This window comes from Amycolatopsis sp. A1MSW2902, from assembly GCF_017312175.1.
GTDB classification, from domain to species: Bacteria; Actinomycetota; Actinomycetes; order Mycobacteriales; family Pseudonocardiaceae; genus Amycolatopsis; species Amycolatopsis nivea.
The window spans coordinates 1,075,890-1,099,304 of the sequence record NZ_QJPO01000001.1; the positions used below are offsets into that span (position 1 = coordinate 1,075,890).

Here is a 23,415-nt window from a genome sequence, read left to right on the forward strand (position 1 = left end):
AGGAAGGACGCGATGATGCGTGCAGGAATGACCTTGAGACGGCTGGCCGCCGCCGGTGCCGCGCTCGCTCTCGGAGCGGGGGTGGCGGCGCTGTCGGCCCCGGCCGCGGACGCCGGACCCCAGCTGAGCCCGGCGTCGTGTGCCAACGCGCCCGCCGGCTACGCGAAATGCCAGGCCGTGCAACTGGTTTCGTCCGGAGCCCGCCCGGCCAGCGCGATGAGCCCGGCCGACCTGCAGAAGGCCTACGGCGTCGCCGGGATGAAGAGCGGCGGGACCACCGTCGCGATCGTCGACGCCTTCGACGACCCCGGCATCGAGAAGGACCTGAACGACTACCGCTCGCACTGGAACCTGGGCTCCTGCACCAAGGCGAACGGCTGCCTCACCGTGGTCGGCCAGGACGGCACGAGCACGCTTCCGACCAAGACCGACTCGGGCTGGGCGACCGAGATGGCCATCGACGTCGACGCGGTCAGCGCGCTCTGCCCGGACTGCAAGATCCTGCTGGTGGAAGGCAACAGCAACGAGGACAGCGACCTCGCGGCGGCCGTCGACAGCGCGGTCCGGCTCGGCGCGAAGATCGTGTCGAACAGCTACGCCGACCACGAGAGCGCGATTCCCTCGGACGCCGAGCAGCACTACAACCACCCGGGCGTCGCGATCCTCGGCGCCACCGGCGACTGGGGCAGCGAAAGCGGTTCCCAGGCGGAATACCCGGCCACTTCGCCCGAGGTCGTCGCGGTCGGCGGCACCACGCTGACCGCGTCCGGCAGCGGCTACTCCGAAACCGCCTGGAGCAAGGCGGGCAGCGGCTGTTCGAGCAAGTTCAGCAAGCCCGCGTTCCAGAACGGGATCAGCACCGCGTGCGACAATCGCGCCACTTCGGACATTTCGGCTGACGCGGATCCCAACAGCGGCATCACGATCTACGTCAACGGCCAGCAGTCGCAGTACGGCGGCACCAGCCTCGCCACCCCGATCGTCGCCGGCATCTGGGCGCTCGCGGGCGCGCCGAAGGACGGCGACAACGCCGCGACCTACCCGTACGCGCACACCGGCGACTTCAACGACGTCACCTCGGGCAGCAACGGCAGCTGCGGCACGGTGATCTGCAACGCCGGCACTGGCTGGGACGGCCCGACCGGCCTCGGCACCCCGCACGGCGTCACCGGCCTGACCCCCGGCGGCGGCACCAACGGCAAACTGAGCGTCAGCAACCCGGGCAACCAGAACAGCGTGGTGGGCAAGGCGGTTTCGCTGAAGGTCACGGCGTCGGGCGGCACCTCGCCCTACACCTACTCGGCGGACGGCCTCCCCGCCGGGCTGGCCATCGACGGCAAGACCGGCTCCATCACCGGCACGCCGAGCGCCGCGGGCACCAGCAACGTGACCGTGACGGCCACCGACTCCGCCGGGGCGACCGCGCAGGCTCCGTTCACCTGGACCGTCACGACGGCTCCGGTGGGCAAGCTGACCGCGAAGTTCACCACCGACTACGACTACGGGTTCGGCGCCTTCGCGCACTTCACGATCACCAACGGCGGTTCGTCGGCGTCGAACGGCTGGACGCTGTCGTTCGACCTGGCTTCGAACGAATCGCTGTCGAACACGAACCCGGGCACCGCGTCCAGCTCGACCGGGCACGTCGTGATCACCGGACAGGACAGCATCCCGGCGGGCGGCAGCCTCACCGTCTCGCAGATCTACCAGGTGTCGGGCGGCTCGTTCACCGCTCCGGCCAACGTTTCCGTTTCCTGACCCGGCAGCCGCCGTGCCGTCGCCTCGGGCGCGGCACGGCGGTTTCCGTCAGTCCAGGCAGAACTCGTTGCCCTCGACGTCCTGCATCGGGATGCAGGACTCGTTCACGCCGTCCGCCTCCAGCACCTGCACGATGGACGCGCCCAGCGCGACCAGCCGGTCGGCCTCGGCTTTCAGCGCCGCCAGCCGTTCCGCGCCCACCAGACCGGTGCCTGCGCGCACGTCGAGGTGCACCCGGTTCTTCACCACGCGGCCTTCGGGCACACGCTGGAAGAACAGCCGCGGCCCGATGCCGTTCGGATCGACGCAGGCGAACGCCGAGCCCTGATGCTCGGCCGGCAGCGAACGGTCGAACTCCGCCCAGTCGGCGAACCCTTCCGGCGGTGGCGGCACGACGTAGCCCAGCACCTCGCACCAGAAGCGGGCGACGCGCTCGGGCTCCGCGCAATCGAAAGTGACCTGGACCTGCTTGACCGACCCCATGCGCTCACCTTACCGGCGGGCCGCGGCCAGCGCCGGATCCCGTCCGGCGGCGAGATCGTCCGGGGCGAAGACCGGGACCTGCAGGTCCGGGCTGATGCCGGTGCCGTCGTAGGTGCGGCCGTGCGGGTCGAGGTACTCCTCGTTCGGCAACGCCACCTTCCAGCCCGGCTTAGGCAGCGTCCGCTCCAGCAGGTCCGAGAAGGCGCCCTGAGTGGACTGTCCGATCAGGACCGGTCGCGGATGCCGGTTCAGCAGCGCTTGCAGGAAGGTCTCTCCCGCTGAGACGTCCAGGCTGCCAGTCAGGACCGTGAGCGGGCCGGTGTAACGCGGTGCCGCGGCTGGCTGCACGAAGAACGGTTGCGGGACAGTGAATCGCGTTGGATCGTCCGGGTCGTTGCGGGCGCGTTTCGCGTAGGCGAAGTGCGGGACGTCGGTCAACCGGGCGGCGACTTGCAAGCCGAGCGGGTCGTCGCCGCCGCCGTTGACGCGCAGGTCGAGGATCAGGCCGCGCAGCTTGTGCACCCGGTCGGCGGTGAAGATCTCGTCCAGCGCTTTCGCCAGGACCTTGCTGCTGGCGGCGAAAGTGTCGGCGTAATCGTGGAATCCGCTGATCCGCAGGTATCCTCGACCCTCGGGCAGATCGGCGTAGGCGATGGCTCCGTCGGCCCAATGCTGAATCGGCGCGCCGAGATTCGCGTCGGCTACGGCGATCGCGCGCGGGACGGTCGTTTTCAGGTCGGGAGTGCCTGGTCGCGGAAAAGAGCAGTGCTGGCCTGCGGCGAGCAGACCGACATGGGCGTCGTGCAGCGGACGGATCAGTCCACAGAGGACGTCGAAGAGGCGCTCCGGATGCGCGGCGATCTCGCGGCGGGCAGCGTCCCCTTCGGACTTCCAGTCGACGCCTTTCGCCCGGAAGAAGGGATAATTCTCGGCGAAGGTGTGCCAGAAGACGTCGAACAGGTCTGCGGACGAAGCCTGGCACGCGGGCGGCAATCCACCCGGGACGCGACGCAACGACCGCACGCCGAGGTTGTCGTCGAAACTCATCCGGCCCGCCCGGATGGTGACCACCGAGCCTTCGTTCGTGGAAAACGTTGTGCCGTCGCCAGTTCCGGAAAGAGTGCCGGGCAAGCAACTGACCTCGGTGACGTCGTAAGTGGTCAGTTTGCCGCCGGACACGTGGACCAGCTGCCCGTATCCGTCAGTCCGCCAGACACCGTCCACAGTGGAAGGAGGGGCCGCGGCCACCGAGAGAATCGCCAAGCCCGCCAGGAAGATTCGCACGAGCCGAGGGTAGAAAAAAGCCGGGGGCGCACGGAATACCGCGCGCCCCCGGCAGTGTGGTGGGGTTGCCCCTACCACGGGAGAACCTCAGCCGAAGAAGACTTCGGCTTCCTGGTACCGCTCCAGCGGAACGGTCTTCAGCTCGGCCGTCGCCTCGGACAGCTTCACGCGCACGATGTCGGTGCCCTTGAGCGCTACCATCACGCCGAAGTCGCCGTCGGCGACCGCGTCCACCGCTTGCAGGCCGAAGCGCGTCGCGAGGACCCGGTCGTAGGCGGTGGGGGTGCCGCCGCGCTGGACGTGGCCGAGCACGACCGCGCGCGATTCCTTGCCGGTGCGCTCGGAGATCTCGTCGGCCAGCCAGTTGCCGATGCCGCCGAGCCGGACGTGCCCGAAGGCGTCCTTCTCGCCGGTCAGCAGCTTCTCCTCGCCGCCCTCGGGCAGCGCGCCCTCGGCCACGACGATGATCGGCGCGTACTCCTTCTCGAAGCGCTGCTCGACCCACTGCACGACCTGGTCGACGGAGAACTGCCGCTCCGGCACCAGGATCACGCTCGCGCCGCCGGCGAGGCCGGAGTGCAGCGCGATCCAGCCCGCGTGCCGTCCCATGACCTCGATGACGAGCGCCCGGTGGTGCGATTCGGCCGTGGTGTGCAGCCGGTCGATCGCCTCGGTGGCGATGGAGACCGCGGTGTCGAAGCCGAACGTGTAGTCGGTGGCCCCGAGGTCGTTGTCGATCGTCTTGGGCACGCCGACGACGCCGATGCCGTCGTCGGTCAGCCGCTTGGCGACGCCGAGGGTGTCCTCGCCGCCGATCGCGATCAGCGCGTCGACCTCCTGGTCGGCGAGCACCTTGCGGATCTGGTCGACGCCGCCGTCGACCTTGTACGGGTTCGTCCGCGACGACCGCAGGATGGTGCCCCCGCGGGTGAGGATGTCCTCGACGTCGGCGAGGCCGAGCGGCCGGCTGTCGCCGGTCAGCGGGCCCTGCCAGCCGTTGCGGAAGCCGACGAACTCCCAGCCGTGCACTTCGACGCCCTTGCGGACCACCGCGCGGATCACCGCGTTCAGGCCGGGGCAGTCGCCGCCCCCCGTCAGCACACCGACACGCATCTGTTGCCTCCGTCTTTCCTCGCAGGGAGAGTGCAGTCACAGTCCGCGGACAGCGTAGCGGCTTTCATCTGGATCGGTGCAGGGCGGACCACCTGCCCAATCCGGTCCGGGCCGGGGCGGCTCGGAGGTGTGTTACGGTGGCGGCGTGCAGCGCTATTTCTGGTTTACGAAGCCGGCCCCGGGTGGGCACGGCGGCGTGAACCTGCGCTGACCTCCACCCCGAGCCGGATCTCGAACCGGCTCGGCGAATCCCCCGCGGGTCGGTGTCCACCAGGAAGGAACCACCCGCTCATGAGCACCCGCCTCGTCGCCGCCCCCGCCGACGCGAGCACGCTGGACAACCGCCGCACGACCTCGGTCAGTCCCCTCATCTCGCCCGCGCTGCTGCGCGAAGACCATCCCGTGGACGCCGCGGTCGCGAAAGTCGTGGAAAACGGCCGCACGGAAACCGTCGACATCCTCGACGGCCGCGACGACCGTCTCGCCGTGATCGTCGGCCCGTGCTCGGTCCACGACCCCGAAGCCGCCCTCGACTACGCCCGCCGCCTGGCCGCCAAGGCGGAGGCGCTGCGCGAAGACCTGCACATCGTGATGCGGGTGTACTTCGAAAAGCCGCGCACGACGCTGGGCTGGAAGGGCCTGATCAACGACCCGGATCTGGACGGGACCTTCGCCGTCAACAAGGGCCTGCGCCTGGCCAGGAAACTCCTGCTGGACGTCTCCGGACTGGGCCTCCCGGTCGGCTGCGAATTCCTCGACCCGATCACCCCGCAGTTCATCGCCGACATCGTCACCTGGGGCTCGATCGGCGCCCGCACCGCGGCGAGCCAGGTCCACCGGCAACTGTGCAGCGCCCTGTCCATGCCGGTCGGCATCAAGAACTCGACGGAAGGCGACATCCAGGTAGCCGTGGACGCGACCCGCGCCGCCGCCGCCTCGCACGTCTTCCCCGGCATCAACGTGGACGGCCTGGCCGCCCTCGTGACGACCTCCGGAAACCCGGACTGCCACGTCATCCTGCGCGGCAGCTCCGCAGGCCCGAACCACGACCCGGCGTCAGTCGAGGAAACCCTGGCCCGCCTGGCGAAATCCGGCCTCCCGGAACGCCTGGTGATCGACGCGAGCCACGGCAACAGCAACAAGGACCACGTCCGCCAGGCGGAAGTAGTCCGCGACCTGGCCGCCCGAATCTCCTCGGGCGAACGCGGCATCGCAGGCCTGATGCTGGAAAGCAACCTGGCCGCCGGCCGCCAAGACCTGGTGCTGGGCCACTCGGCGGACCTGACCTACGGCCAGTCGATCACCGACGCCTGCATGGACTGGGACACGACAGCAGACCTGCTGGACACCCTGGCCACCGCAGTCCGCACCCGCCGCGGCTGACAGCACGCTCCCGCTCCGCTGGCCGTGAGGGGAACCCTCACGAACCCTGATTCCCCAGGGTTCCCCTCACGACCACCGAAGTACGTGAGGGCCCCCTTCACGGACCTAGATTCCCTCAAGGAGCCCTTCACGGACCGCAATGCACCCAATGCGGCATTCGGTGCGTCACATGCACCCAATGCGGCATTCGGTGCATCTAACGCACCCAATGCCACATTGGGGCGCTAGCCCCACCACCAACCAACCCGCAGCCGATGCACCCAACGATCAGCGCACCCAGCCCTCAACAGCAGCCGATGCACCCAACCATCGAGGCACCCAGCCCCTCCCCCAACCCCGATACGAAGCTCCCCTGCGGTTCGGGGGTGCTTGTCAAGGCATCTTTCCCGCCTTGACAAGCACCCCCGAACCGTCAGCACAATCAAACTTCGGGGTGCCCCACGCAACCATCAAAAGCAATGTCGCCGCCAGGCGACGAGCCGAGACACGACCTTCACCGCCGCCGAAACGCCTCCTCAATAACCCCCCACCGCTGCAAATTATGCCGAGCATCAGCCAACGCATCGTGCTGATCCCCAGGCGCAGCAGGCAACTTAGGCTTCCCCGCATCCTCCCACCGCTGCCTCAAATCCCGGGTGAACCGGGGCAACTGCCGAGGCAACGCAGGCATCGGCCCCCACAACTGCGCCAACGCCACATGGTCATACGCCGCGAACCAGGCCCACAGCTCGATCCCCCCAGGCGGCTTCCCGAAGAACTCCAGCAGATCCGCCCGGATCCGCTCCCGGCTCCGCCACGCCGGATCCGCCGGCGAGGGCAGCTTGGGCAGCACATTCTCCCGCACCCAAGCCCCGGCCCGCCCGGGGTCGAAATCAGTGGACACGGCATAGAACTCGCGTCCGCGCTCGTCAACGACACCGATCGACACCAGGTCAATCGTCACGCCGTCCTCAATAAACTCGGTGTCGTAGAAAAAACGCACCGGGGAACTCTAGTGGGGCGCTACCCGGCCTTCGTCTCCGGCACCCGATCGGCGTCCAGCGCCCTCGGCTGGGCCGGCACCGCGGGCTTCACCCCGGCCGCCTCGGCGGCGAGCAGTTCCTTGGCCTTGGCCGCGTAAATGTCCACGTACTCCTGGCCGGACAGCTCCATCAGCGCGTACATGATCTCGTCGGTGATGGACCGTTCGATGAACCGGTCGCCGGCCAAGCCCTCGTAGCGGGAGAAGTCGAGCGGCTTGCCGAAGCGCACCTCGAGCCGCCGCGGCCACCACATCTTGGAACCGATCGGGTTGACCTTGTCCGTGCCGACCATCGCCACCGGGACCACGACGCCGCGCGATTCGAGCGCGATCCGGGCGACGCCGGTCTTGCCCTTGTACAGCCGTCCGTCCGGGGAGCGGGTGCCCTCGGGGTAGATGCCGAGCAGGTGCCCGTCCTTGACCAGCCGGATCGCGGTGTCGAGCGCGGCCTGCGCGGCGTTGCCGCCGGAGCGGTCGATGGGGAACTGGCCGACGCCGGTGAAGAACCACTTCTTGAGCAGGCCCTTGAACCCGGGCTCGGTGAAGTACTCCGACTTCGCCGGGAAGGTGACCTTGCGCTTGACCCGCAGCGGCATGAAGAACGAATCCGCGACCGCGAGGTGGTTGCCGGCGAGGATGGCGCCACCCGTCTCGGGGATGTTTTCGGCGCCGACGACTTTCGTGGGCCACAGCGTCTTCAGCAGCGGCCCGATGAACACCCACTTCATCAGCCAGTACAGCACCGGGTTCCAGTCCTTTCCTGCCCGCGCGGGCCCCGGCAGGTCAGCGTACGGAACAAGCACCGGCCCGCACAACGCGAGAGCGGGCGGTCACCCGGGGGCAGCGACCGATCTCACAGCGGAACCGGACGGATCCTCGCTTCCGCGACTAGGCCACACAACCCGGCTTCGGCGTGAGAGCATGGAGAGACTCCACCGCTTCGATTCGGAAGGGCGTTCGTGATGGGCGTGCTCGCCGGCGCGGAACCGTTCTCCCACCCGGGATCCTCCGGGGCCGGCTTCCTGCTCTGCCACGGATTCACCGCGACGCCCGACGGCATGCGCGCCTGGGGCGGGCACCTGGCCGCCGAAGGCTTCGCGGTGCGCTGCCCGCTGCTGCCCGGCCACGGCACGCACTGGCGCGACCTCAACCGCACGACCTGGCAGGACTGGTACGCCACCGTCCGCGAGGCGCTGCTGGCCCTGCGCGCGGAATGCGACCAGGTGTTCGTCGGCGGGATGTCGATGGGCGGGACGCTCAGCCTCCGCCTCGCCGAGGAGTTCGGCGCGGACATCTCCGGCCTCGTGCTGGTCAACCCGTCGGTCACGCGGCTGAGCCTGGACGCCAAGGTGCTGCCGCTGCTGTCGCGGGTGGTCCCGTCGATCCGCGCGATCGGCAACGACATCGCGAAGCCCGGCGAGGTCGAACTGGCCTACCCGCGCACCCCGGTGCGGGCCGCGGCGAGCCTCGCCCGGCTGTGGAAGATCGTGCGCGCCGACCTGCCGAAGGTGACGCAGCCGGTGCTGCTGCTGCACTCGCGGGTCGACCACGTCGTCGAACCCGAGAACTCGCAGATCGTTCTGGACGGCATCTCGAGCACGGACGTGACCGAGGTGGTGCTGGAGAACAGCTTCCACGTCGCGACACAGGACCACGACGCGGAACTGATCTTCAGCCGCAGTGTCGACTTCGCCCGGCAGCTGCGGGCGGGACAGGTGGGTGCCGGATGAACCGGGGGAAAGGCGCGGACGGGCCCGAGGACGTCGACGCCACGTTCGCCGAGATCGTGGCCGACCTCCGGGCCGAGGGCGTGGGCGTGTTCCTTGACGAGGACCCGTTCTCCGGCGCCGGCCCCAAGGCCGCCGAGCCCGAGGCGTCCTCCGGAGCCGAACCCGAAGCGGGCAAGACCAAGCCGAAGCCCGCCGCGGACCCGCCCGCCGCTCCCCCCGTGTCGTCCTCGGAGGGCTGGCGCACCGGCGGCACCGACTGGGACACCACGATGTTCTCCGGCGACCCGGCCGAGGACGACGAGCACTACGTGCCCCCGGAGCCGCCGCCGCTGCCGCGCTGGCGCAAGGGCGCGTTCATCGTGCTGCTGTTCTTCGTCGTCGGGCTCCTGCTGCTGATCGTGCCGAGCCTGATCGGGGTCGGCCCGGCGCTCGCCACCCCGCTCGGCATCCTCTCGCTCGCCACCGGCATCGCGCTGCTCCTGCTGCGCGTGCGCCAGGGCCCGCCGCCCGGCGCGGACCCCAGCAACGGCGCCCAGGTCTGACCGGACGGGCATGCGGATCGACTTCCGGGCGTCCCGGCGTTCCACCGTCGGCGCGGAATGGGAACTCGCGCTGGTGGACCGGCGCAGCGGCGAACTGCGGTCGGTCGCGGAGGAACTGCTCGCCGCGGTCCGTCCGGACGGCGCGCCCGAGCATCCCCGGATCAAACAGGAACTGCTGCTCAACACCATCGAGGTGGTCAGCGGCGTCTGCCGCACGGTCGGCGAGGTGAAGCACGACCTCGCCGAGGCGCTGGACGAGGTGCACCGCGTCGCCGATCCGCTGGGCGTCGAGCTGTTCTCCGCGGGCTCGCACCCGTTTTCCTCGTGGTACCGGCAGAAGGTCACCGACAAGGAGCGCTACGCCAAGCTGATCGACCGCACCCAGTGGTGGGGCAGGCAGATGCTGATCTACGGCGTGCACGTCCACGTCGGGCTCGACCACCGGGACAAGGTGCTGCCGGTGCTCGACGGGCTGCTGCGCTACGCGCCCCATCTGCAGGCGCTGTCCGCGTCGTCGCCGTACTGGTCCGGCGAGGACACCGGGTACGCCTCGAACCGGGCGCTGATGTTCCAGCAGCTGCCGACCGCCGGGCTGCCGTTCCAGTTCCGCGAATGGGCGGAGCTGGAAGGCTACGTCGAGGACATGTTCACCACCGGCGTGATCGACCATTTTTCCGAGATCCGCTGGGACATCCGCCCGGCCCCGCATTTCGGCACCATCGAGATGCGCGTGTGCGACGGACTGCCGACGCTGCAGGAGGTCGGCGCGATCTCGGCGCTCACCCAGTGCCTGGTGGACGATTTCAGCGACCGGCTCGACAAGGGCGAGACGCTGCCGGCGCTGCCGCCGTGGCACGTGCAGGAGAACAAGTGGCGCGCCGCCCGCTACGGCCTCGACGCGATCGTCATCCTCGACGCCGCCGGCCGCGAACGGCTCGTCACCGAAGACCTAGCCGAACTGCTGGACCGGCTGGAACCGGTCGCCAAGCGGCTGGACTGCGTCCGCGAGCTGCGCGATGTCGAGAACATTCTCCGGGTCGGCGCGAGTTATCAGCGGCAGCGGGCGGTCGCCAAGCAGTACAACGGATCCTTGAAGGCCGTGGTCGCCGCGCTGGTCACCGAGATGCGCGAGGGCGTCCCGCACGTTTAGCTTGGCCCGGGAGGCAGCGATGTCGCATACGTTCAGCACGCTTGTCGAGCTCAACGGCAAGACCGCCACCGGATTCCGGGTCCCGGCCGACGTTGTCGAGGCGCTCGGCCAGGGACGGCGGCCGAAAGTGCGGGTGACGATCGGCCCGCACACCTACCGCAGCACTGTCGCGGTCTATTCCGGCGACTTCATGCTGCCGCTCAGCGCGGCGAACCGGGAGGCGGCCGGGGTCGCCGCCGGGGAGACGGTCGAGGTCACGCTCGAAGCCGACCTCGCCGAGCGGACCGTCTAACTGCCGGACGAGCTGGCTTCGGCGCTGGCGGCACGGCCCGGTGCGCGGGCCGCGTTCGACAAGCTTTCCTTTACCGCCCAACGGGAACGGACTGAAGCGGTCACCTCGGCCAAGCGCGCCGAAACCCGGGAACGGCGGATCGCGAAGATCGTCGCCGAGCTCGCCGGGGACGGGCTCCCCTAGCTGATCGTGACGCCGGGTTTGCCGAACCCGCCGAGCACGGTGTCGACGACGCGGGTGGCCAGCGCGTCCGGGTCAGCGGAGTCTTGGTCCTGCGCAGCTTCGTGGATGAGCGCGCAGTAGACGCGGCGCGCCCAGACCAGGTCGACGCCAGGCCGCAGCGCACCGCTTTCCTCCAGCCGGCGGAAGAAAACGTCGCATTGGGCGAGCACGTCCGGGGTCAGGACGCCTTCTTCGGCCGGGTGCGCGTTCATCGCGAAGCCCCACCGGAGCTTGACGCTCAGCACCTTCGCAGTGACCTGGTAAAGCGCGACCAGCGGCGGCGTGACGTCGGGCCGGACGCTGGCGAGCGCGTTGTGGAACTGCTGCGTCGCCCACAGGGTCATCGCGTCGACCAGCGCCTCCCGGCTGGCGAACCGGCGGTGCACCGTGGTCCGCGAGACGCCCGCGGCCTCGGCGATCTGCTCCATGGTCGCCGCCGGGTTGTCGCTGAGCACCCGTTCGGCCGCCTCGAGGATCGCCTGGGCCGTCCGTTCCGAGTCCGCGCGCAGGGCCCGTTTCTCCATGCTGCCCAGTTTACGCCATGGTTGCCACTCGGTTCATAGTTGCGACACTGGTGTTGCAACTGCTAGCTTAGCTGCATCGCCTTTGACACGACTTTTTGGGGGTTTTGCGATGGACCTGCAGCTGACCGACAAGACCGCAGTAGTCACCGGAGCGAGCCGGGGAATCGGCCTGGCCACGGTTTCCGCGCTGCTCGGCGAAGGAATGCGCGTGGTGGCCGCGGCCCGGACGATCACGCCGGAACTGAAGGAAACCGGCGCGGTGCCGATCTCCGTGGACCTCTCCACCCCGGACGGTCCCGGACGGTTGATCGACCAAGCCGTCGCGGAACTCGGCGGCTTGGACGTCCTGGTGAACAACGTCGGCGGCGGCGACAGCGCCAGCGGACAGGCCGGTGGTTTCCTGTCGATCGCGGACCAGCAGTGGACGGACCTGCTGGAACTGAATTTCCTCGCCGCTGTCCGGGCTTCCCGTGCCGCACTGCCCCACCTGATCGAACGCCGGGGCGCGATCGTCACGGTGTCCTCGAACGGCGCGCGGATTCCGCATTCGGGCCCGATCGCTTACACCACCGCGAAAGCCGCGCTGACCGCTTTCGGGAAGGCACTGGCGGAGGAGTTCGGCCCCCAGGGCGTGCGAGTCAACACGGTCTCGCCCGGGCCGGTGCGCACCGCGCTGTGGGAGGGCCCGGACAGTTACGGTGCCGAACTGGCTTCGTCGATGGGGTTGGCGCACGAGGATCTGCTGGCCGCACTGCCCGCCGGTGCCGGAATGCTGACCGGACGGCTGATCGAACCGGATGAGGTGGCTACGTTGATCGCGTACCTGGCGTCGCCGCTCGCTGCGAGCATCACCGGGACGGACCACCTGGTGGACGCGGGCTCGGTGAAGACCGTGTGACGGCTAGCGCTTGCGGGGCGGATGGCTGGCTTGGCTGCTCGCGATTTGTCGCCGCCACCACGACACGAGCCGGACGGTAACCGCTCTTGGCTAGCTGCTCGATGCCTCGCGAGAGCTTCTTTGCCGCGCGATTCACGATCGGCTGCGACGGGCGGGATCACGCGGAGCATTGCCGGGCTATGGACGAGGGCGTGCGGCGTTCGCTCAACCGCCGCTTCCGCCTCGGGATTCCCGACCGGCCACGCCACTCACCACCACGGAGACAATCCCCGCCGCCTCACCGGACAGCAGCCGCATCCACACGACATCCGCTCAGCCCCAGCAACAAGACTCCCAGCCCGGCCACACCACTCACCACCACGGAGGCAACCCCCCACCGCCCCACCGGACAGCAGCCGCATCCACACGACACCCGCTCAGCCCCAGCAACAAGACTCCCAGCCCGGCCACACCACTCACCACCACGGAGGCAACCCCAGCAGCCTCACCGGACAGCAACTGCATCCGTGCGACATCCGCTCAGCAACAAGATTCCCGGCCCGGCCAGACCGCTCTCGACCAACCACCACCACGGAGGTGATCCCCGAAGCCACACCGAACAACAGCCGCGGCCAAGCGAGCCCCGCTCAGCCGCCCAGTTCCCGCAGCAGCGTCCCCGGTCCGAGCACCAACGCGCCAAGAGCACCAACCCGGCCGCGCAGTTCGCGGTCGGCCGTCACCACCACGACGTGGTCGTCCGGGCGTTGGCGGGCGGCGGCGGTCACCTCGACGATCTTCGAATCGCCGTCCGTCTCCGCCGCGACGACCTCGACTCCGGGGATCGGCTCGACTCCCCTGGCCTTGCCCTCCACCACCAGCACCACCCGGGGCCACCAGGACCACGCCGGGCCCGCGCCGATTCCGGTCACGGCGTCGCGCAGACCTTGTTCGGCCGGACCGGTCAGCTGGTCGCGCAGTCGTTCCGCGGCGGCGTGGCGGTCGCGCCACCAGCCGTCGGGGCGGGAGCCCATCACGTTCGCCGCGTCGACCACCAGGACCAGTTCGCGGCCCAGCTGCTCGCGCAGCACCGGCCAGGCGGCGGCGAAATCTCGGTGGAGGTCCAGGGCAGCCACCTCGTCCGGCGGGACCCAGCGCATCTCGGCGCTTTCCTCGTTCGCGACCTGGGCTTGCAGCGCGCTGTCGGCCAGGCCGAGGACCGTCGTGTACTGCCATTCGCCGTGGTCCAGCACCGAGGCAGACATCGCGCGGAACGCGGACGCGGGGATGGCGGCCTCTTCCCACGCCTCGCGGGCAGCGGCCTCGTGCACGGTCTCGCCGACTTCGAGCGCGCCGCCGGGCAGGGCCCACGTGCCGCCGTTGTGCACCCACGACGCGCGCTGCTGCAACAGCACCCCGCGGCTGGGATCGCACAACAACAAGCCGGCCGCGCCGAACGCGCCCCAGTGCTGCCTGCCGCAGGAGCACCGCACGAAGCGGTTGGCGGTCATCGGCGTCACCCGGCCCAGCCTTCCACAGAACGTCGTGCGTGTTAATCCCGGTGAGAACCGCACGAGACCCCTCGCCCTGCGGAACCTCGTGCGCGTCTAGGCCGGTTCTAACCGGCGTACGCACTCACAACGTGTCCATCGCCAACGCCGCCGCCCCGACGATCGCCGTGTCGTCGCCCAGGTGCGCGGTCCGGATCCGGGCCAGCGGACGATGCCGCGCACCCGTGATCGCTCCGGAGTAGTGCTCCCGGGCCTCGTCCAGGAACAGCGGCGCGGACTCCGACACTCCGCCGCCGATCACGATGATCTCCGGGTCGAAGACGTCCGCCACCAGGGCCAGTCCCTCGCCCAGCCATTTCGCCAGTTCCGCCATGGCGCGCAAGGCGATCGGGTCGCCGTCGCGGGCCGCGCGGGCTACTCGGCGGCCGGTGACCGAACCGGGGTCGCCGGCGATTTCCCGGGACAGCACAGTGGACCGGCCGGGGTACCGGGCGAGCAGTTCGACGGCGGTCGCGGCCAGCGCGGTGCCGCTGCAATAGCGCTCCCAGCAGCCGTACTTGCCGCACGGGCACGCGCGGCCGTTGCGCACCACCGTGAGGTGGCCGAGTTCCGGCGCGACCCCGTGGGCGCCTCGGTAGATCTCGCCGTCCAGCAGCAAACCCGCGCCGATTCCGGTGCCCAGCGCGACCAGGGCCGCGACACCCGCACCGCGGGCGGCGCCGAAGCGGTGTTCGGCGACGACCGCCGAATTGACGTCGTGCTCCAGCGTCACCGAGAGGCCGACGCGCTTCGCGATCCGGTCCGCCACCGGGGCGTTGCGCCACGCGAGATGCGGCGCGAACATCACCGAGCGCCGGTCGCGGGTCACGAAACCGGCCACGGCCAGGCCGACCGCGGCGACGTCGTGCCGGTTGCGCAGGTCTTCGACGACCCCGGCGATGGCGTCTTCGAGCGCGTTCTCCTCGCTCGGCGTCCCGACGCGCGCCGTGTCGAGCAGCGACCCGCGCTCGTCCACGACGCCGGCGCGCACGCTGGTGCCGCCGACGTCCACCCCTACGGTCAGCAATCAGTTCTCCCGCTCCGGCTGCCAGTCCGCGCGCTTGCGGACGGCGATGTGCTGGACCCGCGACGCCGCCTCCGAAGAGGACGCCGCGGTCGCGGGCGGATGCGCGACAGGCCGGAACCCGGGCATGTGCACGCCCTCCTCCGGCTCCCACCGGTCCGCGAGCACCGCCCGCAGCAGCGCGACGAGCTGGGCGGCCTGTTCGAGGACCCTCGCCACGAACTCCGGCCGCTCGCCGCGCACGACGGCGACGATCGCACACAGCGGGCACCACCCGCATCCCGAAGTGCTGTCCTCCACACCGGACCCGCCCGGCGCGCCCGGTTCCTCCGGCGAGCCGTGCCCGGCGGCCATGACGCCTTCCAGCCACGGCGCGGCCCGTTCGATCACCATCTCGACCAGCAGCCGGATCTCCTCGGCCAGCTTCAGGCCGTCCGAAAAAGACCCCGCCGCCTGGTCGTCGCCGTGTTCTTCGCTCATCCGGCTCCCCGGTTCCCGGCCAGGCTGACCACCAGGCCGTCGGCGTCGGATTCCGCGCCGGTGATCCGGCACGGGCGCAGCGTCTCGGGCAGGGCGACCAGACGGCGGAACCCGTCCACGGTGATCGCCAGGTCGTCGTCGACGCGCGCGAGGTCGACCGCCGAATCCCGGTTCAGCGGGAGCGCGACCCGCAGCCGGAAACCGTCCCCGTCGGCGGCCACCGACAGCAGCGGCGTGACCGGTTTTCCGTTGCCGGACAACGGATCCCGGGTGCCGTACAGTTCGCGGGCCAGTTCGGCGAGCGCCTCGGCGCCCACCGGTTCGCTCGCCCGGTGCTCTACGCGGGCCAGCTCGCCGGGGCCGAATCCGGCCTCGGCCAGTTCCGCGAGCACCGCGTCCTGCTGGTCCCGCCGGGTGCGCAGCCATTTCGCCGCCGATCCGCGCCAGAATCCGGGCGCGGGCATGAGCCGGTTGGCGATCAGGCCGTCGACCGCGATGCCGCGCAGCGCCAGCGACGTCAGCGTGCGCCGCGCCTCGGCGACCACCACTCGTTCCGGCGTCAGCACCAGCCGCACTGTGGTCACGCGCGGGTCGGTAAGCAGTTCGCGCAGCGCGTCGAGATGCGCGCCGAGCCGACGCACCGAAGCCGCGACGCGCCGGTTGCCGAACACCCGGCCCAAGTAACCCGATACGGCTTCCGGCAGCGAAAGCAAGCGCAGCGTCTCAGCGGTCGGACCGCAGTCGACCACCACGGTGTCCCACGGCCCCTGCGAAGCCAGCCGCCGCACCTCGCTCAGCGCGAGCAGTTCGTCGACGCCGGGCAGCACGGTCAGCTCTTCCGCGTCCAGGACGTCCAGACCGGCTCCGGCCAGCACTTTCCGCAGTTCGCCGCGCAGCTCGTGCCAGGTGCGGTCGGCCAACGCGCGCGAGTCGACCTGCGCCGCCCAGAGACCGGCCGGGGTGCCGTCGCGGCGGAGGTCCACTTCGGAGGGTTCGGCGCCGAGCGGCGTGCCGAACGCGTCGCCGAGCGAATGCGCCGGGTCGGTGGACACGACCAGCGTCTTCCTGCCGCGGCCGGCGAGCGCGGCAGCGGTAGCCGCGGCGAGCGTCGTCTTCCCGACACCCCCCTTGCCGGTGAACAGCAGGATGCGCATCTAGCCCTCAGCCCTGCGCTTGAGCTCCTTGAGCGCGGTGTCCATGACCATCTTCTCCGCCTTGCGCCGCAGCAGCCCGATCATCGGCAGCGCCAGCTCGACCGACAGCGTGTAGGTGACGCGGGTGCGCCCGCCGCCGAGCGGCTCGAGCGCGTACCGGCCGTTCTGCGCCTTCTGCATCTGGCCCTTGACCAGGTGCCAGCTGACGCCGAGACCGGAATCGTCCCAGTCGTATTCGAGCGTGTACACGTCCTTGATCGGCCCGGCGTCGAGGGTGAGCTTCACCTGTTTCGCCCGGCCCGCGTCGTCGGTCGCGAGCACCTCGGTCTCGCGGACCGCCTTGGCCCACTCCGGGTACGCGGGGAAATCGGAGATCACCGACATGACCCGCGCGGGCTCGGCGTCGACCTCGATGGACTGCGTGGACTGCTCGGCCATGGGACGAAGCGTAGCCGGACCGCACCGTCACCAGCGCAGCACGTAGGGCTGCCCGGTCTCCTTGAAGTGACCCACGTTACGGCACTCGGTGTGCCCGACCCGGCGCCGCACGGCCAGCGGCTGGTGCACGTGCCCGAACACCGACCAGCGCGGACGCTGCCGCCGGATCAGGTCCAGCAGCGCCTTCGAACCGAGTTCGGCGCGGCGCGCGACCACGTCGTAGGTCAGTTCGGGCACCGCGGGAGGGATGTGCGTGCACAGCACGTCGACCTCGTCCAGCAGCGAAACCGCCGCGTCGAACTCCTCGCGCGCCCGCAGGTACGGCCGCCACGCCGCGCCCTTGCGCGGACGCGGGAGCACGCCGTCCGGCAGCACCGCGCCGCCCGCGAAGCCGAACCGCAGCCCGCCGATGCTGACGACCTCGCCGTCGACCAGGTGGACGCCCTCGCCGGCGAACTCCGGCCACGCCGAAGGCGCGTCGACATTGCCGGGGATCGCGTACGTCGGCGCGGTCATCGACGCGAACAACGTGGAGTACTGCTCGCGGACCGCTTCGTCGACCGCGGCGGCCGGGTCGTCGAGAGTGGCCCACAGCGTGCGCGAATAGGCGACCGTCTCGTCCCGGGTGCCTTCGCGGCGCAGGCGGGCGAACTCGCCGACCTTCTCCGCGCCGAACAGCACGCCCATGATGCCTTTGTCGTGGTCGTGGTAGTCGACGAAGTCGAGCAGGTCGCCCAGCACGACCAGCGCGTCCGCCCCGTCCCCCGCCCGCTTCAGCGCGTCGGCGTTGCCGTGCACGTCCGAAACGACGTGAACCCGCACAAGAGCCTCCTACTCGACGGGCCGGGGCGGAATCCCCGGCTCGCGCCCGTCCTCGAGGATCTCCTTCAATCCCAGCGCCACGTCCTTCGCCGCGCGCGCCCGCCGGTCGAATTCGCGGCGCAGTTCGCGCGGGCTCAGCTCGCGCGGGACGCCGCCGGGACCGGCAGGCGTGGCCCGGAGGAAGTAGTGCAGCACCGTGCCGTCGAGAACAGGTTCCAGCCAGACCTCCATGGTACCGATCAAGGCGCCCGTGACGGTCCAGCGCAGACCCTTGTCCCCCCGGTCGGTGTAGACCTGCAACTCCAGGTCGGGCCAGTAGCGCCGCCACGAACGCGGGTCGGCGAAGGCGGCCGCGACGGTCGACGGGGGCACGACGAGGAAGGTCTCGTCGACAAGATCGAGAGCTGGCGGTTCGTGCACCCGGACACGATGTCACGACCTCGCCGCGCGCCCCGTGCCAGCATGGTCTTAAGGTCTACGGCACGCTAAGTTGACTGGCGGGTAACCGCACGCGTCGAACACGGAGGTCCACGTGCGCGAATACAGCGCCCCCGCCGGGAAGCCGGTGACCGACGACGAGAACCTGGCCGATGTCGTCTGGGCGAACGCGGAGCGGTTCTCCGACGTGGTCAGCTTCCGGAGGCAGGTCGAGGGCACCTGGCTGGACGTCACCGCGAAGGACTTCGCCGACCAGGTCGCGGCCGTGGCCAAGGGCCTGATCGCGGCGGGCGTCGGGCACGGCGACCGCGTCGCGCTGATGTCCAAGACCCGCTACGAGTGGACTCTGGTCGACTTCGCGATCTGGGCCGCGGGCGCGGTCACGGTGCCGATCTACGAGACCTCGTCGCCCGAACAGGTGTACTGGATCCTTTCCGACTCGGCGGCCAAGGCCGTCGTCGTGGAGACCGGCGCGCACCGCAAGGCGGTCGACGAGATCAGCGGGCGGCTCAGCGCGCTCGAGAACATCTGGCAGATCGAGGGCGGCTCCCCCGCGGTCGACGAGCTGACCGCGCTGGGCGCCGAGGTCTCCGACGAGGACCTGCACACCCGCCGCCGCGGCGTGACCGCGAACGAGACGGCCACCATCGTCTACACCTCGGGCACCACCGGGCGGCCCAAGGGCGTCGAGCTGACCCACCGGAACCTGCTCGCCGAGATCCGCGCGGACATCGAGGCCTTCCCGGAGCTGATGGAGCAGGGCAACTCGCTGCTGTGCTTCCTGCCTCTCGCGCACATCCTCGCCCGCGCGATCGCCATCACCGCGCTCACCGCCCGGGTCACCCTGGGCCACACGCCGGACGTGAAGAACCTGGTCCCGGACCTCGGCACGTTCCGGCCGACGTTCGTGGTCGCCGTGCCGCGCGTGTTCGAGAAGGTCTACAACACCGCCAAGCAGAAGGCGCACGCCGACGGCAAGGGCAAGATCTTCGACGCCGCCGAGGCCACCGCGGTTGCGTACAGCGAGGCGCAGGAAAAGGGCGGCGCCGGACTGGGTCTGCGCGCGAAGCACCTGGTGTTCGACAAGCTGGTGTACGGCAAGCTCCGCGCCGCGTTGGGCGGCCGCTGCATCGCCGCGGTGTCCGGCGGGGCCCCGCTGGGCGCGCGGCTGGCGCACTTCTTCCGCGGCATCGGCGTGCCGGTGTTCGAGGGCTACGGCCTCACCGAAACGTCCGCCGCGGCGAACGTGAACACCAGCGCGGCGTTCCGCGTCGGCACCGTCGGCCGTCCGGTCGCGGGCACCTCGGTGCGCATCGCGGAGGACGGCGAGGTCCTGCTCAAGGGCGACGTCGTGTTCGGCCGGTACTACAACAACCCGGAGGCGAGCGCGGAAGCCCTCACCGACGGCTGGTTCCACACCGGCGACCTCGGCGAACTGGACGCGGAAGGCTTCCTCAAGATCACCGGCCGCAAGAAGGAGATCATCGTGACGGCGGGCGGCAAGAACGTCGCCCCGTCCGGTCTCGAGGACACCATCAAGGCCTCGCCGCTGGTGAGCCAGGTGATGGTGGTCGGCGACCAGCGGCCGTTCATCGCCGCGCTGGTGACGATCGACGAGGAGTACTTCCCGGCCTGGAAGTCCCAGCACGGCAAGCCGGAAGCGGCGACGGTGTCGGAACTGGCCGAGGACGCGGACCTGCGCGCGGAGATCCAGGCGGCGGTCGACGAGGCGAACAAGCAGGTGTCGCACGCGGAGTCGATCAAGAAGTTCACCGTGCTGGCGAACGACTTCACCGAAGCCGGCGGCGAGATCACGCCGAGCCTGAAGCTGAAGCGGAACGTGGTGAACAAGAACTACGCCTCCGACATCGAGGCGCTGTACCGGAAGTGACCCGGCCCCGCGAAAACGGGCCCGCGCCGATCGCCGGCGCGGGCCCGTTTTCCGTCTGTCGCCCAGGCTGCGGGAGTCAGGCCTGCGGCGGCTGAGCCTGGTACTGCTGCTGCGGCGCCTGCGCGTACTGCTGCTGCGGGGCGGCCTGCTGCTGTTGCTGCGGCGGCTGTTGCTGCTGAGTGCCGTCCGGGACCACGTACACCGCGGTGCCGTAGGCGGCGATCTCACTGGCCGTGCCTGCGATTTCGTTGCAGTCGAAGCGCAGCGCGAGCACGGCGTTGGCCCCATGCTGCATGGCCTCCTGGCACAGCCGGAAAAGAGCTTCGTGGCGCGAGTCGGACAGCAGCTTGGTGAGGCCCTTGAGCTCGCCGCCTCCCATCGCCTTGAACCCGGAACCGATGTTGGAGAACATGTTGCGGCTGCGGACGGTGAGCCCGAAGACCTCGCCGAACACGCGGACGACGCGGTACCCGGGCAGATCGTTCATGGTCGACAGCAGGATCGGGAACTGCTGCGGTGGCGCGGCTTGAGTCATGCGCGGATCGTATCGTCGGCGGGCCGCTCACGCTGTGATTCGCGCGGTCCAGTCCAGATGATGCCGATATGCCCAGCCTCGTTCCTCGCCGACGTCCTGGCCCGCGCTGGCCGCCACGAGCTTCTCGACCCGGGCGCGGCGCAGCCGGTCGTAGGCCGCGAACGCCGCGGGCGCGTCCGGCAGATCGCGCAGGCACTGGCCGAGCACCACGGCGTCTTCCAGCGCCATCGACGCACCCTGTCCCGCTGCGGGGGACGCCGCGTGTGCGGCGTCGCCGGCCAGCACCATCGACGGCGTCGACCAGACGCGGGTGGTCGGCAGGTCGTAGGAATGGCCGCCGTGCACGTCGTCGCCGGTCGCGGCCACGATCGCGGCGCACGGCAGCGGGTCGTCCGCGAACGCGGCGTGGGTGAACTCACGCCAGCCTTCCGGGGTGACGGCGGCGATCTCGGCGCGCGAGCGTTCGGAGTCGGGGACGCGAGCGAACCAGAACGTCGCGCCGTCGGGGTCGGTGGTGTAGCCGAACGCGGCGCGGCTGCCGCGGAACATCCGGTAGCTGCCCTGCGCGGCAGGAAGTCCTTCAGCGCGGGTGTAGCCGTAGACCACGGTGAGGCCGGTGAAGCGCGGCGGCTCGGCCTGCGGATCGATGAGCGTGCGGACGACGGAATGCAGGCCGTCCGCGCCGACGAGCACATCGCCGGACGCGGTGGTGCCGTCCTGAAATGTCGCGGTGACGCCGTCGGTCGCGGAAACCAAGCGCTTGCCGTGGATGATTTCGACGCCGCGGCGTTCCGCTTCCTGTTGCAGCGCACGGTAAAGCGCGGCGCGGGTGAGGGTGCGCGGGCCGTCGAGTTCGCGGTCGAACTCGTGCGCGCCGAGCGTGGTCCCGTCCGGGCCGACGAGTTCCATGCCGGTGGAGGGGAAGGACGCCTCGATCACCGGGGTGTCGGCGTCGATCGCGCGCAACGCGTTCATGCCGTTGTGCATGACGACGAGGAACGCGCCCGCGTCCGCTCCCCCGCTGGGATGCGCCTCGTAGACGACCGGCTCGTGCCCGGCGCGCTGCAGCGCCATCGCCGTGACCGTGCCCGCGACTCCGCCGCCTGCGATCAAAACCCGCATCGTGCCCCCCTGGAAACGACCGTGCCGCCGCCACCGTAGCGGGTGGCGGCGGCACGGAACCAGCGAAGCTCAGGCGCGCTGCGCGACCGCGAGCCGCTGGGGCGAGGTTTTGCCGTCCGTGAGGGCCTCCCTGAGGGAATCTGATTCCCTCAGGGAGGCCCGCACAGACAAGCAGAAACGGTCACTCGGGTAGGAAACCGGTCATTTCGCCGCCTGATTGCGTCCTTTGTGGACGGTCAGCATGCCGGGACCGCCCGGGCCAAGTCCCTGGCAGGGGAATCAGATTCCCTCAGACCTGAAGACGCATTTCGCGCGCGGCTTGCGACCAGCGAAGATCAGGCGCGCTGCGCGACCGCGAGCCGCACGCAGACGGCGAGGGCGCGAACGGCCTCCTCCACCTCGGCCAGCTCGGGGAAGGTCGGCGCGATGCGGATGACCGCGTCGGCCGGGTCGTCGCCGTGCGGGTGGGTGGCCCCGGCCGGGGTCAGCGCGACGCCCGCCTCCTTGGCCAGCCGCACGACCTCCTTCGCGGTGCCCTCGGGCACGGTCAGCGAGACGAAGTACCCGCCGGTCGGCTTGGTCCAGGTCGCCAGGTCGCTCAGCTCCTCGGTGAGGATGCGCTCCACGGCGGCGAACTTCGGCGCGATCAGCTCGGCGTGCTTGCGCATCAGCGCGCGGACGCCGTCGGCGTCCTTGAGGAACAGCGCGTGGCGCAGCTGGTTGACCTTGTCCGGGCCGATGGTGCGCTTGCTCAGCACGCTCTGCCACCAGGCGAGGTTCGCCTCGGACGCGCCGAAGAAGCCGACGCCGGCCCCGGCGAAGGTGATCTTCGAGGTGGAGCCGAACACGAACGCGCGGTCCGGGTTCCCGGCCTCGGCGCAGAGCGCGAGGATGTCGGCCAGCTCCGGCTCGTCCTCGGTGAGGTGGTGCACCGCGTAAGCGTTGTCCCAGACGATCCGGAAGTCCGGCGCGGCGGTGGGCATCGCGGCGAGCCGGCCCGCGACCTCGGCACTGAAGGTGACGCCGGTCGGGTTGGAGTACTTCGGCACGCACCAGATGCCCTTGACCGCGGCGTCCTCGGCGACCAGCCGCTCGACGACGTCCATGTCCGGGCCGGTCTCGGTCATCGGCACCGGGACCAGTTCGATGCCGAACCGCTCGGCGAGCGCGAAGTGCCGGTCGTAGCCGGGCACCGGGCACAGCATCGCGATCCGGGGCTCGTCGGCCCAGCGGCGCGGCGCGCCCGGCAGGGTGCTGAGCATCGCCTGCGCGATCGTGTCGTGCATCAGCTCCAGGCTCGAGTTGCCCGCGGCGAACAGCTGCTCGACCGGCACCTGCAGCGCGCCGGCGAAGATGCGGCGCAGCTCCGGCAGCCCCTTGAGCCCGCCGTAGTTGCGGGTGTCGGTGCCGTCCTCGGCCTTGTACTGGCCGTTCGGCAGCGTCAGGAGATCCGCGGAGAGGTCGAGCTGCCGGGGCGACGGCTTGCCGCGGGTGATGTCCAGGGACAGTCCGCGCTCGACCAGCGCGGTGTAGTCGCGACGGGCAGTGTCGACATCGACAGGAGCTGTGGTCATACCACCACGCT

25 protein-coding genes are annotated in these 23,415 nt (G+C 70.3%); 9 read left to right on the forward strand and 16 right to left on the reverse strand.

The genetic code is table 11. The features are described from left to right. Positions 1-27: 27 nt before the first annotated feature. Positions 28-1,758 carry a putative Ig domain-containing protein gene (locus DMP23_RS05000; RefSeq protein ID WP_337820302.1) on the forward strand — a complete coding sequence of 577 codons (1,731 nt, stop codon included), beginning with the start codon at positions 28-30 and terminating at the stop codon, positions 1,756-1,758. Between the two features lie 48 nt (positions 1,759-1,806). Here DMP23_RS05000 and DMP23_RS05005 read toward each other — a convergent pair whose 3' ends face one another. The 3 genes from DMP23_RS05005 to DMP23_RS05015 form a co-directional block, all read right to left on the reverse strand. Further along, positions 1,807-2,241, reverse strand: a complete 435-nt coding sequence (locus DMP23_RS05005; protein WP_337820303.1) for a VOC family protein — start codon at positions 2,239-2,241, stop codon at positions 1,807-1,809. A gap of 9 nt (positions 2,242-2,250) precedes the next feature. Beyond that, positions 2,251-3,525, reverse strand: a complete 1,275-nt coding sequence (locus DMP23_RS05010) for a S41 family peptidase (protein ID WP_337820304.1) — start codon at positions 3,523-3,525, stop codon at positions 2,251-2,253. A gap of 87 nt (positions 3,526-3,612) precedes the next feature. Then, positions 3,613-4,638, reverse strand: a complete 1,026-nt coding sequence (locus tag DMP23_RS05015) for a 6-phosphofructokinase (protein WP_043829128.1) — start codon at positions 4,636-4,638, stop codon at positions 3,613-3,615. 291 nt (positions 4,639-4,929) lie between these two features. Here DMP23_RS05015 and DMP23_RS05020 point away from each other — a divergent pair, with 291 nt between their 5' ends. Further along, on the forward strand, positions 4,930-6,021 hold the full coding sequence (locus DMP23_RS05020) for a 3-deoxy-7-phosphoheptulonate synthase (protein ID WP_037809861.1): 1,092 nt from the start codon (positions 4,930-4,932) through the stop codon (positions 6,019-6,021). A gap of 493 nt (positions 6,022-6,514) precedes the next feature. Here DMP23_RS05020 and DMP23_RS05025 read toward each other — a convergent pair whose 3' ends face one another. Continuing rightward, on the reverse strand, positions 6,515-7,003 hold the full coding sequence (locus tag DMP23_RS05025) for a polyadenylate-specific 3'-exoribonuclease AS (RefSeq protein WP_067595152.1): 489 nt from the start codon (positions 7,001-7,003) through the stop codon (positions 6,515-6,517). Positions 7,004-7,023: 20 nt separating this feature from the next. Next, positions 7,024-7,785, reverse strand: coding sequence for a lysophospholipid acyltransferase family protein (locus DMP23_RS05030; protein ID WP_037809856.1), 762 nt, complete (start codon positions 7,783-7,785; stop codon positions 7,024-7,026). Between the two features lie 219 nt (positions 7,786-8,004). Here DMP23_RS05030 and DMP23_RS05035 point away from each other — a divergent pair, with 219 nt between their 5' ends. The 5 genes from DMP23_RS05035 to DMP23_RS05055 are packed head-to-tail and all read left to right on the forward strand — an operon-like array spanning position 8,005 to position 10,939. Further along, entirely contained in the window at positions 8,005-8,772 is a 768-nt protein-coding gene (locus DMP23_RS05035) for an alpha/beta hydrolase (RefSeq protein ID WP_134668547.1), read from the forward strand. Next, on the forward strand, positions 8,769-9,314 hold the full coding sequence (locus DMP23_RS05040) for a hypothetical protein (RefSeq protein WP_037809852.1): 546 nt from the start codon (positions 8,769-8,771) through the stop codon (positions 9,312-9,314). The genes DMP23_RS05035 and DMP23_RS05040 overlap by 4 nt, the downstream gene beginning before the upstream one ends. A gap of 10 nt (positions 9,315-9,324) precedes the next feature. Further along, positions 9,325-10,464, forward strand: a complete 1,140-nt coding sequence (locus DMP23_RS05045) for a glutamate--cysteine ligase (protein WP_337820305.1) — start codon at positions 9,325-9,327, stop codon at positions 10,462-10,464. A gap of 19 nt (positions 10,465-10,483) precedes the next feature. Continuing rightward, complete coding sequence (locus DMP23_RS05050; protein WP_337820306.1) at positions 10,484-10,756, forward strand: DUF1905 domain-containing protein; 273 nt, start codon at positions 10,484-10,486, stop codon at positions 10,754-10,756. Between the two features lie 12 nt (positions 10,757-10,768). Beyond that, positions 10,769-10,939 (forward strand): YdeI/OmpD-associated family protein, encoded by a 171-nt coding sequence (locus DMP23_RS05055; protein ID WP_337824363.1) that lies wholly within the window; start codon positions 10,769-10,771, stop codon positions 10,937-10,939. On the opposite strand, the gene DMP23_RS05060 is transcribed toward DMP23_RS05055, so the two are convergent. Then, positions 10,936-11,502 (reverse strand): TetR/AcrR family transcriptional regulator, encoded by a 567-nt coding sequence (locus DMP23_RS05060; RefSeq protein ID WP_043829116.1) that lies wholly within the window; start codon positions 11,500-11,502, stop codon positions 10,936-10,938. The genes DMP23_RS05055 and DMP23_RS05060 overlap by 4 nt on opposite strands. Positions 11,503-11,611: 109 nt before the next feature. Here DMP23_RS05060 and DMP23_RS05065 point away from each other — a divergent pair, with 109 nt between their 5' ends. Continuing rightward, entirely contained in the window at positions 11,612-12,400 is a 789-nt protein-coding gene (locus DMP23_RS05065; protein WP_337820307.1) for an oxidoreductase, read from the forward strand. Positions 12,401-13,026: 626 nt separating this feature from the next. Here DMP23_RS05065 and DMP23_RS05070 read toward each other — a convergent pair. The 7 genes from DMP23_RS05070 to DMP23_RS05100 all read right to left on the reverse strand — a co-directional run bounded on the left by DMP23_RS05070 (position 13,027) and on the right by DMP23_RS05100 (position 18,264). Then, positions 13,027-13,896 carry an NUDIX domain-containing protein gene (locus DMP23_RS05070; protein ID WP_134730184.1) on the reverse strand — a complete coding sequence of 290 codons (870 nt, stop codon included), beginning with the start codon at positions 13,894-13,896 and terminating at the stop codon, positions 13,027-13,029. Between the two features lie 115 nt (positions 13,897-14,011). Next, complete coding sequence (locus tag DMP23_RS05075; protein WP_037810117.1) at positions 14,012-14,938, reverse strand: ROK family protein; 927 nt, start codon at positions 14,936-14,938, stop codon at positions 14,012-14,014. A gap of 15 nt (positions 14,939-14,953) precedes the next feature. Then, a complete protein-coding gene (locus tag DMP23_RS05080) occupies positions 14,954-15,430 on the reverse strand; it encodes a hypothetical protein (RefSeq protein WP_238607582.1) in 477 nt (158 codons plus the stop codon). Then, positions 15,427-16,584 (reverse strand): ArsA family ATPase, encoded by a 1,158-nt coding sequence (locus DMP23_RS05085; protein ID WP_337820308.1) that lies wholly within the window; start codon positions 16,582-16,584, stop codon positions 15,427-15,429. Before DMP23_RS05085 ends, DMP23_RS05080 begins: the two co-directional genes overlap by 4 nt. Then, positions 16,585-17,022, reverse strand: coding sequence for an SRPBCC family protein (locus DMP23_RS05090; protein WP_037809841.1), 438 nt, complete (start codon positions 17,020-17,022; stop codon positions 16,585-16,587). 27 nt (positions 17,023-17,049) lie between these two features. Beyond that, positions 17,050-17,844 (reverse strand): metallophosphoesterase family protein, encoded by a 795-nt coding sequence (locus DMP23_RS05095; RefSeq protein WP_037809840.1) that lies wholly within the window; start codon positions 17,842-17,844, stop codon positions 17,050-17,052. A gap of 9 nt (positions 17,845-17,853) precedes the next feature. Then, positions 17,854-18,264, reverse strand: coding sequence for a hypothetical protein (locus DMP23_RS05100; RefSeq protein ID WP_037809839.1), 411 nt, complete (start codon positions 18,262-18,264; stop codon positions 17,854-17,856). A gap of 112 nt (positions 18,265-18,376) precedes the next feature. On the opposite strand from DMP23_RS05100, the gene DMP23_RS05105 reads away from it, so the two are divergent. Then, a complete protein-coding gene (locus DMP23_RS05105) occupies positions 18,377-20,173 on the forward strand; it encodes an AMP-dependent synthetase/ligase (RefSeq protein WP_043829108.1) in 1,797 nt (598 codons plus the stop codon). 76 nt (positions 20,174-20,249) lie between these two features. Here DMP23_RS05105 and DMP23_RS05110 read toward each other — a convergent pair whose 3' ends face one another. The 3 genes from DMP23_RS05110 to DMP23_RS05120 form a co-directional block, all read right to left on the reverse strand. After that, positions 20,250-20,708, reverse strand: coding sequence for a YbjQ family protein (locus tag DMP23_RS05110; RefSeq protein ID WP_037809835.1), 459 nt, complete (start codon positions 20,706-20,708; stop codon positions 20,250-20,252). 27 nt (positions 20,709-20,735) lie between these two features. Further along, the gene (locus DMP23_RS05115; RefSeq protein ID WP_337820309.1) at positions 20,736-21,830 is read right to left on the reverse strand and encodes an FAD-dependent monooxygenase; all 1,095 of its coding nucleotides are present in this window, start codon (positions 21,828-21,830) and stop codon (positions 20,736-20,738) included. Between the two features lie 335 nt (positions 21,831-22,165). Then, entirely contained in the window at positions 22,166-23,404 is a 1,239-nt protein-coding gene (locus tag DMP23_RS05120; protein ID WP_043829104.1) for an aminotransferase class I/II-fold pyridoxal phosphate-dependent enzyme, read from the reverse strand. Positions 23,405-23,415 lie beyond the last annotated feature (11 nt).